At 59.7% G+C, this 14,794-nt stretch carries 16 protein-coding genes; 4 read left to right on the top strand and 12 right to left on the bottom strand.

Features of this window, described 5'->3' with window-relative positions:
* Nucleotides 1-87 precede the first annotated feature (87 nt).
* On the top strand, nt 88-708 hold the full coding sequence (locus CKW26_RS23765) for an energy transducer TonB (protein ID WP_093436665.1): 621 nt from the start codon (nt 88-90) through the stop codon (nt 706-708).
* A 3-nt stretch (nt 709-711) separates the two neighbouring features.
* Here the strand turns inward: CKW26_RS23765 and CKW26_RS23760 are convergent, their stop codons facing one another.
* The 7 genes from CKW26_RS23760 to ppc form a co-directional block, all read right to left on the bottom strand.
* Nucleotides 712-1,404 carry an extensin family protein gene (locus tag CKW26_RS23760; RefSeq protein ID WP_095050384.1) on the bottom strand — a complete coding sequence of 231 codons (693 nt, stop codon included), beginning with the start codon at nt 1,402-1,404 and terminating at the stop codon, nt 712-714.
* Between the two features lie 2 nt (nt 1,405-1,406).
* Nucleotides 1,407-2,228 (bottom strand): oxaloacetate decarboxylase, encoded by an 822-nt coding sequence (locus CKW26_RS23755; protein WP_095050383.1) that lies wholly within the window; start codon nt 2,226-2,228, stop codon nt 1,407-1,409.
* A gap of 31 nt (nt 2,229-2,259) precedes the next feature.
* Entirely contained in the window at nt 2,260-3,120 is an 861-nt protein-coding gene (locus CKW26_RS23750) for a DUF72 domain-containing protein (protein ID WP_095050382.1), read from the bottom strand.
* On the bottom strand, nt 3,120-3,431 hold the full coding sequence (locus tag CKW26_RS23745; RefSeq protein ID WP_095050381.1) for a hypothetical protein: 312 nt from the start codon (nt 3,429-3,431) through the stop codon (nt 3,120-3,122). Before CKW26_RS23745 ends, CKW26_RS23750 begins: the two co-directional genes overlap by 1 nt.
* Nucleotides 3,432-3,687: 256 nt before the next feature.
* Nucleotides 3,688-4,362, bottom strand: a complete 675-nt coding sequence (gene tsaB / locus CKW26_RS23740) for a tRNA (adenosine(37)-N6)-threonylcarbamoyltransferase complex dimerization subunit type 1 TsaB (RefSeq protein WP_095050380.1) — start codon at nt 4,360-4,362, stop codon at nt 3,688-3,690.
* A gap of 93 nt (nt 4,363-4,455) precedes the next feature.
* Nucleotides 4,456-5,106, bottom strand: a complete 651-nt coding sequence (gene adk, locus CKW26_RS23735; RefSeq protein ID WP_095050379.1) for an adenylate kinase — start codon at nt 5,104-5,106, stop codon at nt 4,456-4,458.
* Nucleotides 5,107-5,405: 299 nt separating this feature from the next.
* Nucleotides 5,406-8,036: a phosphoenolpyruvate carboxylase gene (gene ppc, locus CKW26_RS23730; RefSeq protein WP_095050378.1), complete on the bottom strand. Its 2,631-nt coding sequence runs from the start codon at nt 8,034-8,036 to the stop codon at nt 5,406-5,408.
* Nucleotides 8,037-8,249: 213 nt separating this feature from the next.
* Between ppc and CKW26_RS23725 the strand changes: the two genes are divergently transcribed.
* From CKW26_RS23725 to CKW26_RS23715, 3 genes are all read left to right on the top strand, one after another.
* Complete coding sequence (locus CKW26_RS23725) at nt 8,250-8,594, top strand: pilin assembly protein (RefSeq protein ID WP_095050377.1); 345 nt, start codon at nt 8,250-8,252, stop codon at nt 8,592-8,594.
* Nucleotides 8,595-8,969: 375 nt separating this feature from the next.
* Nucleotides 8,970-9,374: a DUF4398 domain-containing protein gene (locus tag CKW26_RS23720; RefSeq protein ID WP_093436697.1), complete on the top strand. Its 405-nt coding sequence runs from the start codon at nt 8,970-8,972 to the stop codon at nt 9,372-9,374.
* A gap of 55 nt (nt 9,375-9,429) precedes the next feature.
* Nucleotides 9,430-10,218: an OmpA family protein gene (locus CKW26_RS23715; protein WP_038357819.1), complete on the top strand. Its 789-nt coding sequence runs from the start codon at nt 9,430-9,432 to the stop codon at nt 10,216-10,218.
* A gap of 361 nt (nt 10,219-10,579) precedes the next feature.
* On the opposite strand, the gene CKW26_RS23710 is transcribed toward CKW26_RS23715, so the two are convergent.
* From CKW26_RS23710 to CKW26_RS23685, 5 genes are all read right to left on the bottom strand, one after another.
* Nucleotides 10,580-10,909: a hypothetical protein gene (locus tag CKW26_RS23710; RefSeq protein ID WP_095050376.1), complete on the bottom strand. Its 330-nt coding sequence runs from the start codon at nt 10,907-10,909 to the stop codon at nt 10,580-10,582.
* Complete coding sequence (locus CKW26_RS23705; protein ID WP_095050375.1) at nt 10,906-11,811, bottom strand: alpha/beta hydrolase; 906 nt, start codon at nt 11,809-11,811, stop codon at nt 10,906-10,908. Before CKW26_RS23705 ends, CKW26_RS23710 begins: the two co-directional genes overlap by 4 nt.
* 147 nt (nt 11,812-11,958) lie before the next feature.
* Entirely contained in the window at nt 11,959-13,209 is a 1,251-nt protein-coding gene (locus CKW26_RS23695) for a flavohemoglobin expression-modulating QEGLA motif protein (protein WP_175559644.1), read from the bottom strand.
* Between the two features lie 60 nt (nt 13,210-13,269).
* The gene (locus tag CKW26_RS23690; protein ID WP_095050373.1) at nt 13,270-13,824 is read right to left on the bottom strand and encodes a hypothetical protein; all 555 of its coding nucleotides are present in this window, start codon (nt 13,822-13,824) and stop codon (nt 13,270-13,272) included.
* A 157-nt stretch (nt 13,825-13,981) separates the two neighbouring features.
* Complete coding sequence (locus CKW26_RS23685) at nt 13,982-14,695, bottom strand: TetR/AcrR family transcriptional regulator (protein WP_095050372.1); 714 nt, start codon at nt 14,693-14,695, stop codon at nt 13,982-13,984.
* Between the last annotated feature and the right edge of the window lie 99 nt (nt 14,696-14,794).

Raw genomic sequence — 14,794 nt, 5'->3', positions numbered from 1 at the left:
ACACGCTCAAAAATTCAAGGATCGGCAAATACCGCCGATAATTCATTCAACGCGCATTTTGCCAGAGCTGAGCGTCAACCGAAAAAAATGTCAGGCATTCTTCCCACATCGATTGGCTACATCTCGCCCCATGGCGACTTTAGCCGTCACAACACTCAAGCACTGAGCGGCGTCAGTCACCTGTGGCAGGATTTCTTTGCCCAAGCGATGGCCGAACAGACGAGTGAAGTGGTGCCTGCCTGCGGTACATTTCCGCCGGTTGACCTGAGCAGCCCGGAAGAACCGACCATCGGCAGCGAGCTGCACGCGCACATCGTCAGCCAGCGCGAGTGCGATGTGGTGGAAACCGAAGTGCGCCCCCCAGAGCCGCTGTTCCTGCCAATCGCTGAATTCGAAATGGAACTGCTGGACAAGCCGTTCCCGCCATTCCCGCCAGAAGAACTGCAAGCTCAGCAGGCGCAGCAGGATTTCGACAGCAGTTGGGTTCGCCCGGTGGTGATCAACAATGGTCAGCCCGTTCCAGAGCCTGGCCCGGCCCCGCAGAAGAAACCGCTTTACCTGCCGATTGCCGAGTTCGATCTGGATCTGCTGCAGAAGCCTTACCCGCCGTTCCCGCCGGAAGAAATCGTCGAGCAACAGAAAGCACTGGACTTTGATAACGGTTGGGCGCGCCCGATCGTTCTGCAGAACCTGCGCCTCGCCGCCTAAGCCTCAGCGACACACGCTCCAGCGTCCGACATCGACATGAAAGTGATTGCGGTGGGCGGTGTTGTAATCCGGCCCCAAGACAACACTGAACGCCTCGCAGGCGCCATCGCGCACCTGACGCAGAAACTGCGCGTCCTGATTTTGCTTCGGCCAGTCCTTGAGCACGCTGATGCTGCGACCATCGGCCAGACGAAAACCGGCAATATCCAGCGCATCGGCACTGGCGTGGCGACTGAGCGCGCCGCTTTCGCGGTTGTAGACATTACGACAGGCGAAGCTGCCGAGGTGATCAATCCGCGCGACCTTTTGCCCGTAAACGGATTGTGCAGCAGGTCGCAGCGTGTGCTGTTCAAACATCGCGTAGGCCACCGCCAGCGGACAACTGGCGAGGAAACTGCTGCTCAACGCCACCTCACCGCCCTGTACGCGCAAGGCACCGATCAGCGGGCACTTGGCGTCGGGACTGTCGGCTTGCCGCATGACCCGCAGATCAGAGCTGTTCAACGCCTGGGCACAGAGTTCAGGATCACTGCGCAAACGCATCAGCTTGTAGCCGGTCAGCCAGTTGGGCGCGGCTTTTACATCCAGTGGCGCCCATGGATTCCATGACGGCGGCACGTCCAGCCAACCGCGCCACACACTGATCAACGCGCCGCCAGTGATCAGCAACACGGTCAGTGCGATCCACCGCCCCATGCTCAGCCTTTGAAGAATTGATTGGCTTTGGCGTACGGCATCGACTGCGAGGTAAACCCGAAAGTGCCGGATTGCTGGATTTCTTCAGCGGCACGGAAGAATTCGCCGAACGCCGCCAACGCCAGTGCCGAACCGGTACTGATGCGCCGCACGCCCATTTCTTGCAGCTCCTGCACGGTCAGTTTCAAACCGCCGGACATCAGCACATTGACCGGTTTTGGCGCCACTGCACGCACCACTGCCAGCACTTCTTCGGCGTTGCGCAAACCTGGCGCATACAACACGTCGGCCCCTGCCTCGGCGAAGGCCTGCAGGCGGCGAATGGTGTCGTTGAGATCGGGATGACCGTGCAGGTAGTTTTCCGCCCGCGCGGTGAGGATGAAGGGAAAGGGTAGCGTGCGCACCGCAGCGACAGCGGCTTCGATGCGCGCCACAGCGTGTTCGAAGCAATAGATTGGCGCATCCGCGCGGCCCGTGGCGTCTTCGATCGAACCACCAACAGCGCCGGCCTCGGCAGCACGCAGCAGACTCTTGGCGCATTCAGCCGGGTCATCGGCGAAACCGTTTTCCAGATCCACCGCTACCGGCAAATCGGTGGCGGCGACAATCGCGCGGACATTGGCCAAGGTCTCATCAAGGCTTAACACGCCGTCGGCCTTGCCTTGGGAAAACGCATAACCGGCACTGGTGGTCGCCAAGGCCTGATAGCCGAGACTGGCGAGCATTTTTGCCGACCCCGCATCCCATGGATTGGGAATCACGAAAACCCCCGATTGTTCATGCAGGGCTTTGAAGGCGTGGGCTTTACGGGCTTGGGCATCCATCGGCAGGCTCCTGGGCAGAAAAAAATCCGCTTCAGAGCAGGCCAAGTTGCTCCGCGGCGGGTTCTCTGTATAGCGCAGGCAGCGCTGGCAGGCCAGGCAAACGTTGCATCAGTTGTGCGTGAAAACGTTGCGCCAGCTTCGCCGCCAGCAGGTTATCGGCGGTGTGCAGGAAGATGTAAGGCGTGCGGCCCTCTTCGATCCACTCGGCGATTTTCGCCACCCACGGCACTAGGAACGGGTCGTTGGCTTTCAGTTCCGGATGGCCAATGAAGCGCACTTGCGGGAACTGGGTGAACGCCGCCGGGCGCGTCGGCACGCGTGGCTTTTTCGATTGCGCGTGGATTACCGAAGATTCAGTCGACAGGCAACTGAACAGCGCACGCGGGTCGAGGCAGATGCGCTCAACGCCACGATCCAGCAGCAGGCGATTGAGCAGACGTTCACTCTCGCCCTTGGCGAAGAACTGTTCATGGCGCACTTCCACCGCCAACGGGCAATCTAGCGCATCAATAAACGCCGCCAATTCCGGCAGGCGATGCGGCGTGAAGCTTTTCGACAATTGCAGCCACATCGGCGAGACGCGCTCACCGAGGGGTTTGAGTAATTGCAGAAATGTTTCGGCGGCGGTCAGTTGCTCGCGCAGGTCACCGCTGTGGCTGATGTCGCCGGGGAATTTGGCGGTGAAGCGAAAGTGCTCGGGCATGACCTCGGCCCAACGCTGCACCGTGGCGGGCGACGGGCTGGCGTAGAAGGTCGTGTTGCCTTCAACGGCGTTGAACACTTGGGAATAGAGACCGAGGAAATCGGAGGTTTTGGCGTCTACCGGGTACAGATACTCGCGCCAGGCGTTTTCGCTCCAGGACGGACAACCGAGGTAGTAAGGCAGATCCATCAGATATACAGATCGAGGCCCAGCACGTCTGCATCCCAATCGACAAAACCGGCGGTGCTCAGGTAGCTGGCGAGGGCCATCGCTACGCTTTTGCTCATGGCGCGGTGGTAAATCATGTCTTGTTGGCGGGCGGGCAGATTGCTCAGGCGTTGCGCGGCGGCTTTGGCGGCAGCACGGGCAGCCAGTTGCTCTTCAGTCGGAAATTCCAGCTCACCGTCGATGTCATCGACGGACTCATCCACGATCACATGGCCTTTGCGAGGCTTGCGCTTGATGGGGTAGGACTGAGAGGAAAGGCCGTCTATACGCATAATTTCATGCTCGGTATCAATGATGGCAATTTAGCGGCACTTGACCGACTTAGCAAACTGCCGAGTGATAACTAGAACACATAAAGCGCAAAAGGTTTAAAGCGAGGGGTTAGAAACTGACGATTGGCCAATTTGGAGGAAGCACAATTCCCTGTGGGAGTGAGCTTGCTCGCGAAGAGTCCAGCACATTCAACATTGATATTGACTTGCCGGACGCCTTCGCGAGCAGGCTCGCTCCCACAGGGTTTGTGGTGAATCAACGAGCCTTGGGGGTGGCGACTTTGTCGCGCAGGTAAACCGGTTGCGCGTCATCCGCCGGAATCGATTCGCCGCGCTCCCAAGCGAAGCGCGCCAAGGTCAGCAAGTCTTCGGCGTGGGGCAGCATGCCGGCGTCGGAGCCTGTCAGATTGACCGCGATGCGCTCGGCATAACCCCAACCGGTGCCAGCACCGAACCAGTCGCCACTGGCATCGGCCGGCAGCGCAGCAACTTCTGGTGGCAACACCGCTTCGGCACCGACCAGACGCATCTCCCCCGCCGTCTCGCGGTAGCAGCCCCAATACACTTCATCCATCCGCGCATCGATGGCCGCCGCGACCTGGCTCACGCCATGCTCGCGCAGCGCACGCTGGGCCAATACTGCAAGGTTGGACACCGGCAGCACCGGGCGATCCAGCGCGAACGCCAGCCCCTGCACCACACCAATGGCGATCCGCACGCCAGTGAACGCGCCAGGCCCACGACCGAAAGCGATCGCATCGACCGCTTGCAACGTGGTGCCAGCGTCGGCCAGAAGTTGCTGGATCATCGGCAGCAGTTTCTGCGCGTGCAGGCGCGGGATCACCTCGTAATGGCTCGTGACCTTGCCGTCATGCAGCAAGGCAACGGAGCAAGCTTCAGTCGCGGTGTCCAGGGCCAGCAAGGTGCTCATCGATGTTTCCAAAACAGGTGTGGGAAAAAGGGCGTCAGTATAAACAACTACGGCCCGCAAGCGGGCCGTGGATGATGCAGCCGATCAGACTTTTCAGCTCAGCGCTGCCAGCACCTTGGCGGTGATCGCATCAACCGAACCAACGCCCGGAATGTGGCTGTACTTGGGCTTGCCAGCGTTTTTGGCGGACAGGCTCTGATAGAACTCCACCAAAGGCTTGGTCTGCGAATGGTAGACCGACAGGCGATGACGCACGGTTTCTTCAGTGTCGTCCTTGCGCTGTACCAGCTCTTCGCCGGTGATGTCATCTTTGCCCGCGATTTTTGGCGGGTTGTAGACGATGTGGTAAACGCGGCCGCTGGCTTCGTGAACACGACGGCCGGCGATGCGTTGAACGATTTCTTCGTCTTCAACAGCGATTTCAACCACTGCATCCAGCTCAACGCCGGCAGAAACCAGAGCTTCAGCCTGCGGAATGGTGCGCGGGAAGCCGTCGAACAGGAATCCGTTGGCGCAGTCTGGCTGAGCGATGCGGTCCTGAACCAGTGCGATGATCAGGTCATCCGACACCAGGCCGCCGGCATCCATAATGCTCTTGGCTTGAACGCCCAGTGGAGTACCGGCCTTGACCGCTGCACGCAGCATGTCGCCGGTGGAAATTTGTGGAATGCCGAATTTTTCGGTGATGAACTTAGCCTGAGTACCTTTACCGGCCCCGGGAGCTCCCAGCAGAATGACGCGCATTAGATGTGCTCCTCAATTTTTTTATAAAAAGCTTTTACAAAACAAAGGATTCGCCTCTTGGGACGGATCCTGAAAATACGGGTCGTGGCCGCATAGACGGCCAAAGGCTGATCAAGATACACAGCAGGCTGCGCCCACACAAGACGCCAAAAGTCGGAGAAACCGACGTCCCCCGCGACCTCGCGACGCGGTCACCCAAGTCGCAACCCCATCATTAACTGTCGCCTGACGGCACTTTCGCCGGTCAGGCGACGCGACAGCCAAGTCTTCGTTCGGCTACCGCGCCCCCGACAAAAACCTTAGCCGGTATTTCGCAAACCAGCGGCAATCCCCGCCACAGACACCAGCAACGCCTGTTCCACCGGGCTGCCCTGCTCGACATCCTGCTGCCGCGAACGGGCCAGCAGTTCGGCCTGCAATAGATGCAGCGGGTCGAGGTAGGTGTTGCGCAGACGGATAAATTCAAGGGTGTCAGGGCTATGTGCCAGCAGCTGCGACTGGCCAGTCAGGCCGAGCACCACCGCGCACGCCTGCGACAATAGGTCGCGTAACTGCGCGCCCAACGGCAGCAGATCAGGCTCGACCAGACGCTGATCGTAGGACAGCGCAATATCCGCATCAGCCTTGGCCAGGACCATTTCCAGCATGTCGATACGCGTACGGAAGAACGGCCATTGTTCGCGCATCTGCCCGAGCAACTCGCCCTCACCGCGCTCCAGCGCCTTGCTCAGCGCCGACTCCCACCCCAGCCACGCCGGCAGCATCAGCCGCGTTTGCGTCCAGCCGAAGATCCACGGAATCGCCCGCAGACTTTCGATCCCGCCGGCGCGGCGTTTGGCCGGACGACTGCCCAGTGGCAAGCGACCCAACTCCTGCTCTGGCGTGGACTGACGGAAGTACTCGACGAATTGCGGATTTTCCCGCACGACCTGGCGATAAGCGCTGACGCCATCGGCGGCCAATTCGTCCATCAAGTGACGCCACTCTGGTGTCGGCGGCGGCGGAGGCAGCAGCGTTGCTTCAAGCACCGCCGCTAGATACAGATTGAGGTTTTGCTCGGCGATGTCCGGCAGGCCGAATTTGAATCGAATCATTTCCCCCTGCTCGGTGGTGCGGAAACGCCCGGCCACCGAGCCCGGCGGTTGCGACAGAATCGCCGCATGCGCCGGGCCACCGCCCCGGCCCACGGTGCCGCCGCGACCGTGGAACAGCAGCAGTTCGACTTGTTGCTCGCGGCAGATTTCCACCAAGCGTTCCTGCGCGCGATATTGCGCCCAGGCCGCTGCCGTGGTGCCAGCATCCTTGGCCGAGTCGGAATAACCGATCATCACTTCCTGCGGGCCTTGCAGCCGTGCACGGTAACCCGGCAGCAGCAACAGCCGCTCCATCACCGGCCCGGCGTTGTCGAGGTCAGCGAGGGTTTCGAACAGCGGCACCACGCGCATTGGCCGCAGCACGCCAGACTCTTTGAGCAGCAGTTGCACGGCGAGCACATCAGAAGCAGCGCCGGCCATGGAGATCACGTAGGAACCGAGCGAGGCGCCCGGTGCGGCAGCGATTTCCTTGCAGGTGTTGAGCACTTCGGCGGTGTCAGCGGACGGTTTGAAATGCGCTGGCAGCAGTGGCCGACGATTGCTCAGTTCGCGGGTCAGGAAGCTGATGCGCTGCTCTTCGTCCCAATCTTCGTAGCGACCGAGGCCGAGGTAATCGGTGATTTCAGTCATCGCCGAGCTGTGGCGCGACGAGTCCTGGCGCACATCCAGACGCACAAGGAACAAGCCGAAGGTCACCGCCCGACGCAGGCAGTCGAGCAACGGACCATCAGCGATCACGCCCATGCCGCACTCGTGCAGCGAGTTGAAGCACAGCTCCAGCGGATCGAGCAGATCGCGGTTGTTGTGCAGCACGTCTGCCGGCGCTGGCGTCGGTGCAGTCAGCGCAGCGTGTGCCCAATTGCGCGTGGCGCGCAGGCGTTCGCGCAGTTGTTTGAGCACCGCACGATACGGTTCGGCGCTGTCGCCGGCCTTGGCTTTGAGGGCGTCGCTGGCTTGTTGCATCGACAGTTCGGCTGCCAAATGATCGACATCACGCAGGTACAAATCGGCGGCCATCCAGCGCGCCAACAGCAACACTTCGCGAGTCACCGCAGCGGTAACGTTGGGGTTACCATCACGGTCGCCGCCCATCCATGACGCGAAGCGAATCGGCGCGGCTTCCAATGGCAGACGCAGGCCGGTCGCTTCATACAACGCCTTGTCGGCCTTGCGCATATGGTTGGGAATCGCCTGCCACAGCGAATGCTCGATCACCGCGAAACCCCATTTGGCTTCATCGACTGGCGTGGGGCGCGTGCGGCGGATTTCTTCGGTGTGCCAGGCTTCGGCAATGAGCCGCTGCAGGGTGTTTTGAATCTGTTCGCGTTCGGCTGTGGTCAGGTCGCGATGGTCCTGCGCGGCGAGTTGCGCGGCGATCGCGTCGTATTTCTGGATCAGCGTGCGCCGCGCCACTTCCGTGGGGTGCGCGGTCAACACCAGTTCGATTTCCAGCCGCGCCAGTTGCCGCGCCAGCGATTCGGCACTGTGGCCTTCGTTGCGCAAACGCGCGAGCAATTCCGGCAGCACGCGGGATTCGAACGGCGCCGGCTGCGACTCCTCGCGACGATGAATCAACTGATACTGCTCGGCGATGTTCGCCAGGTTGAGAAACTGGTTGAACGCGCGCGCCACGGGGAGCAATTCGTCTTCGCTCAATTGATTGAGGCTGGCGCTCAGTTCGGCGTCCATCGAACCACGCCGATCGGCCTTGGCGCCCTTGCGGATCTGCTCGATCTTGTCGAGGAAAGCCTCGCCGTACTGATCTCGAATGGTGTTGCCCAGCAGCTCTCCGAGCAGGTGAACGTCTTCGCGCAAGCGTGCATCAATATCGGTCATCAGCAATTCCCCAGCAGTAATCCGGACGGCTTAGAAACGAGTGCATGACCTAGAGAGTGCCGCTCTACGACGCTTCTTACAAGCAGCCGACGAAGGGACGTTAAACCTTGTGGGCGAAAGCTAGTCTCAACAGTAAGCCGCACAACGGCTTGCCGCCGGCCCCGGCGGACACTCACCCAGACCTGCCATGAGCAGGTGCGAAATGAGGTCATCATGAAAATTCGTGAACTCGCCCAGCATTGGGAAGAAAACGCCAAAGGTCGCCTGACCGACACTGGCTACGCGATTCATCTGGACGTTGAAGCTGCTGCGCGTCTGGGAGCGATTACCGAGATGTACCCCAAACGTCATGTCGAAGAGTTGCTTGGCGAACTGATCGGCGCGGCGCTTGAAGAGTTTGAAGCGAGCCTGCCGTATGTGAAGGGTTCGACGGTAGTGGCGACCGATGAGGAAGGTGATCCGTTGTATGAAGACGTCGGGCCTACGCCGCGTTTTCTGGCCCTTTCGCGCCGGCATTTGCATGACCTCTCGGCCGCAGCAGGCAAGCAAAAACACTGACACCACACAGATCAAACTGTAGGAGTGAACCTGCTCGCGATGGCGGATTTTCAGTCGACATTTTTGTTGTCTGATACACCGCTATCGCGAGCAGGCTCACTCCTACAAAGATCGTATTCCAGTTCAAAATCAGTGTGTTTTCGGGATCCGAAAACTCCGCGCGTACCACTCTCCCCCGTCAAAGTTCCCGGCCCAGAGCCTTGTCCATTCAGTCAAAAATTATTTTGGCGATAGGCCATCTTTTCTGAACTTTTGAAAAACGCCTCCGGTCGGAACCTGTAACCACGCCTGGAACGAGCGTTTCAAAAACGCCTTTCACACGACGCTTTCGGCTCCTCGACCAGGATGGATTCAGTTGTTTTCAGGAGATGCCTAATGGAGTTGAAGACCATGAAAAACCAAACCTCGTTTACCCACCTGCGCGGTCTGAAACTGGCGGCTCTGGCCATCGGCACCAGCTTCGTACTGGCCGGTTGCGCCGGTAACCCACCGACCGAGCAATACGCCGTGACCCAGTCGGCTGTGAACAGCGCCGTCAGCGCTGGCGGTACCGAGTTCGCTGCCGTTGAGATGAAGCAAGCGCAGGACAAACTGAAACAAGCCGAAATCGCCATGCACGACAAGAAGTATGACGAAGCTCGCATCCTGTCCGAGCAAGCCGAGTGGGACGCTCGCGTCGCCGAACGCAAGGCTCAGGCCGCTAAAGCCGAACAGGCTGTGAAGGATTCCCAGAAAGGTGTTCAGGAACTGCGTCAGGAAAGTCAGCGCACCGTGCAGTAAGCGCGCATCCCGACCGCAAAGCTGAATCTCTTACCGATAGAAAGGACGACAAATTATGCGTAAGCAACTGATGATCCCCGCTCTCCTCGCCGCAAGTGTTGCTCTGGCTGCCTGCTCCACCCCGCCTAACCCGAACCTGGAACAGGCACGCACCAACTACGCCGGCCTGCAAGCCAACCCACAGGCGAGCAAAGTCGCGGCGCTGGAAACCAAAGACGCCAGCGATTATCTGGACAAAGCCGACAAGGCCTACCTGGACAAGCAAGACGCGGCCAAGGTTGACCAACTGGCCTACCTGACCAACCAGCGTGTGGAAGTGGCCAAGCAGACCATCGCCCTGCGCACCGCTGAAAACAATCTGAAGAACGCCGCCGCCCAACGTGCCCAGGCGCGTCTGGATGCCCGTGATCAACAGATCAAACAGCTGCAGGACAGCCTGAATGCCAAGCAGACCGATCGCGGTACGCTGGTGACTTTCGGTGACGTGCTGTTCGCCACCGACCGTGCCGACCTCAAGTCCAGCGGTCTGGTCAACATCAACAAACTGGCGCAGTTCCTTCAGGAAAACCCGGATCGCAAAGTGATCGTCGAGGGTTATACCGACAGCACCGGGACCGCCAGCCACAACCAGTCGCTGTCCGAGCGTCGCGCCAACTCCGTGCGCACCGCACTGGTGAAAATGGGCGTTGATCCAGCGCGCATCGTCACCCAAGGCTACGGCAAGGAATACCCGGTTGCCGAGAACGGCAGCGTGTCTGGCCGTGCGATGAACCGTCGTGTGGAAGTAACCATTTCCAACGACAACCAGCCAGTGATGCCACGTTCGGCTGTTAGCTCGAACTAAGCGTCACGCGGTAATGCAAAAGCCCCGCCTGAGTGATCAGGCGGGGCTTTTTTTGTGGGGACTGAAATCGCAGCCCCTCACCCCAGCCCTCTCCCGAGGGAGAGGGAGCCGATTTGTGGTGCTTTCAGAATTTGTGTTCGACACGATGGATCAGGCTGGTTTTTTTTGTGCGGACTGAAATCGCAGCCCCTCACCCCAGCCCTCTCCCGAGGGAGAGGGAGCCGATTCGCGGTGCGTTCAGAATTTGGTTCGACACGATGGATCAGGTCGGCGTAACTCGAATGACACCTCGGTCAGTCCCCTCTCCCTCTGGGCGGTCCGACGTTTCGGGAGGGTTAGGGTGAGGGCTGGTCCTGCAGAATCACTGCTCAAGCTTCTGCGGGGTTTCTTCGCCCATGCAGCGCACGGCTTTTTTCTGTGCGTTGATCAGCACACCGGTCAGACCTTTCTGCTCGGTATCGAACAACACCAGCACCCCATCAATGCACTGCGCCACCTGCGCCGCCGGGTCCAGCGAGACTTTGTAGTCTTCACCCGGAACAGTCTTGAGCATGGTGAATTCGTTGAGCAGCAACGCATCCTCGGGTTTGGCGAAGTGCAGGTAGCCGTAGTACCACAGCGCCCCGACGGTGCCGAGGATGCTGCAGATACCGGTGATGATCAACGGGATGGCGTTACGTTCTTCACTCATTGCGGACTCTCATCTTCAGAATTCGGGGGTTGCGGATAATTGGGGATTTCGCCGAGGCGGCGCAGGCCGTTGAAGTGCTCGGGGTCGTCGAGATAGCGCAGCATGACTTGGCGCCAGACCGGGTCGCCGAATGTCTGCACATGACCGCCACGGGTCAGTTGCAGCACGCGCGGTGGCGGCGCAGCTTGATACAGACGGATGCCGTTGGACAGCGGCACCAGTGGATCGTCGATGCTGTGGAAGATCAGTTTCGGCACACCGTTGAGTTGCGGCATCGAGTTGATCGCGCTGTCGCTGTCCGGCACCAGCCAGGACAATGGCACCTGGAACGGCCAGGTCAGCCACGAGGTGCTCAGCGCATACTGGCCGACGCTGCGGTAACTGGCGGGCACGCCGTCGAGCACCAAGGCCTTGAGCTGTTTTTGCCGCTCGGGATGCTGCACCAGCCAATGCACCGCCATCGAACCGCCGAGGCTTTGGCCGAGCAGGATCAGCGGTTTGCCTTTGACTTCCGGCGCCTTGTCGAGCCAGGCGAATGCGGCGTCGATGTCCTGATAGATCGCCGGCAGGCTCGGTTTGCCCTCGGACAAGCCATAACCGCGATAGTCAACCAGCAGCACTTGATAGCCGTTTTTCGGCAGCCACCAACTGCCGCCCAGGTGCATCGGCAGATTGCCGCCATTGCCGTGCAAGTGCAGCACGGTGCCTTTGACCTCTACGCCGGGTTTGGCCGGCAGCCACCAGGCGTTGAGCTTCAAGCCATCCGCCGTGACCAGCGTGACGGTGCGGTATTCGAGCTTGGCTTTTTCCGGGGTGAAGATCTGGCCCGGCTCAGGGTAGAACAACAGCGAACTACAACCGCCGAGGGTCAGGAGCAGGCAAATGATGCCGAGGATTCTCATCCGGTGAAACCTCGCAAAAATTCAGGTTCAGATCGTTCCCACGCTCTGCGTGGGAATGCATCCCGTGACGCTCTGCGTCACAGTGGACGCGGAGCGTCCATGGCGGCATTCCCACGCGGAGCGTGGGAACGATCGGTCTGTAGTGGGCTAGAGGATATTGGAGTAATCCGCTTCGATCCGGTCCAGGCTCAAATGGTTGAGGAAGTTGGAGAAGCACATCCACGCCGACAACGCATTCAAATCGCGGAACTGGTCCGGCAGATACTTCGGCGGCACCACCAATCCTTCATCCACCAACTGGCGCAAGGTACGCATGTCTTCCAGCGTGGTCTTGCCGCAGAACAACAACGGAATCTGCTCAAGCTTGCCCTTACGCACGGCCAACTGAATGTAGTTGTAAACCATGATAAAGCCCTTGAGGTAGGACAAGTCTTTGGTGAATGGCAGCCCCGTCGGCGTCGATCCACGGAAAACCCGACTGGCATTGCCGTAACTTTCCGCCATCTCGAAGCCCTGCTCACGGAAGAATTCGAAAACCTGCAGGAAGTCCGCGCCCTCCTCGACCATGTGAATGGCGCGGGTGCGGTTGGTCAGTTTGCGCAGGCGGCTCGGGTAGGAGGCGAAGGTGATGATTTCCATCAGGATCGCCAGGCCTTCCTGGGTCACCGTCGACGACGGTGGGCCTTTGGACAGGAAGGTGCAGATCGGCTGGTTCAAACCGTTGAGCGTGGTGCCCACGTGGACCAGGCCTTCGTGGACTTCCAGCGCGCGCACGTCACGGTCGTTGAACATCGCGTCGGTGCGGATCTTGATGTAGTCCGCACCGGCCGCCGCGTCAGCAACAATACCGTCGGACTCGAACACGCGGATGGTTTCTTCGGCCTCGCCGAACACCTTGTTCAAACGGGTCTGCAGCAAGTGCACAGCGTCTTTGGCGGTGAGGATTTTCGGTTCATCCTTCAAATCGCCACGGCCATCGATGTTATTCAGGTAGTCGGACATCATCAGGCCGAGGTCGGCCAGGGTCGGGTCACCGGCGTGGAACGCATCGGACGCGGCGCCATACAACTCTTGGGAGATCAGACCGAAATCTTCGGTGCCGCGCGCTTCGAGCATGCGCACCACCATGCGGTATTCCTTGCACATGCGCCGCATGATCTGCCCGACCGGGTTGAACTGGCCAAGCTGGCGGGTGATGTCGCGCTCGATGTTCTGGAATTCCAGTTTGACTTTGCTCGAATCAAAACTCAGCGGCCGATTGAGGTAATAGTCGCGATCCACCGCCGGCATTTCCTTGCCTTTGGCCTTGAGGAACCCTTTGCGAATGTTCTCGTCCCACTTGACCGCGTCGAGCACACGGATCGGCGTCTGCGCCAGCACAATGCGATCGGACAACATGCGTATCGTCTGCTGGTAATCGTCCACCCGAAACTCCTGTAGAAAACCTGACGTAATGAATTATTGGGCGCGGGCCTGGCGCTGGTAGCGCACGGCTTCAACGAAGACGTCGGAATTGGCCGGATCGTCGAGGTAAGCAAAGACCTTGTCGAGATTACTGTCGACTTGCACGCCGTCGCCATCGTCGGTCTGGAAGGCCTGACCGTCGAGGGCTTTTTGTTTGATCGCCTGGTTGATCTGCTCGAGATCGAGGTTGTAGACCACCAGTTCGTGTTTGTCGGTGAGTTCGAAGCCGGCGATGGTGAAGTGGCCACCGTACTGCGCCGGGACTTTCGCCGACAGATACCAGCGGTTGCCATGGCGCGACACGGTGAAGGGATAGGCTTCGCGTTCGCGGGGTTTGGCCTTGAAGTAAGTGACAGCCTGATAGCGGTCGTTGCCCAGGCGCGTCAACTCAAGGTTCATCGGCTCGCCCCAGGCGTTGGTGCTCGACCATTTGCCGAGCAGGCCCTTGGGCGCCGGGTCACTGGCGGTCAGCGGCTCCTTGAAAGTCACCAGACAGCCACTGAGCAGCAGGAACGACAAGGCGATCAGCACGCCACGCCAGGCTTTCATTCAATACTCCCTATGAACATTGGCCGCCCTCATGGTGATCGATCGTTCCCACGCTCTGCGTGGGAATGTATCCACTGACGCTCTGCGTCATGTCGACGAAGGGACGCGGAGCGTCCCCGGCGGCATTCCCACGCAGAGCATGGGAACGATCTTGTGGTCAGACCGACGCAAGCACCAGGTGCATATAGCGCGTCAGAATGCCGAGCATGTCCTCTTCGGCCAAAGGCTCGGCGTCGTTGAGCAGGCCCTGATATTCCATCCGACCGATAATCGCCGTCAACACCTTGGCATCCTGTTGCGGTTCACGCGAGCCCAACACCTGGAACAACTGGCAGGTGCCCTGCAACAGAATCTGCTGATGCGAGCGCACCAGAATCGCCAGACGCGGGTTGAGCAGCGCTTCCTGACGGAACGCCTGCTCGGCCATCAAATGCTCACGACGGTTAACCAACTGACGATGCACGTAATCGGCCATCAACCGTGCAATGTCATCGGCTAGTTGCGAGCGCGATTCGGGGCTGCCGTCACCGCTGACAACCATGTCACGCAGCAGACCTTCATTGTTGACCCATAGCTTGGCCATGTACGCCGCGCTGCGTTCAACGTATTGAGCGAAGGTATCGGTGAGCAGGTCATCGATGTCCTTGAAGTAGTAGGTGGTCGCCGACAACGGCACACCAGCCTCGGCGGCCACTGCACGGTGACGCACGGCACGCACGCCGTCGCGCACGACAATCCTCATCGCCGCGTCGAGAATGTCCTGCCGACGCTGCTCACTGCCCTGTCGGCTGGCCTTGCGACCCTGGTACTGAACACTTTCAGCGACCGCAGTGGCGATACCCGCTGCACCCTCTTGAGCTATTGCACCCATCACGACAGAACTTCCTCTGCTATTGCAAAATTAACCAATTGATACATTTGTACCAGACAGGCAATAAAAAGCCGCCTGTTTTAGGCGGCTTTTTAACTG

It is taken from the genome of Pseudomonas sp. Irchel s3h9 (genome assembly GCF_900187475.1).
In the GTDB taxonomy this organism is placed as follows: domain Bacteria; phylum Pseudomonadota; class Gammaproteobacteria; order Pseudomonadales; family Pseudomonadaceae; genus Aquipseudomonas; species Aquipseudomonas neuropathica.
The sequence above is the reverse complement of the archived record's forward strand: the minus strand, read 5'-3'. Positions and strand labels throughout refer to the sequence as shown.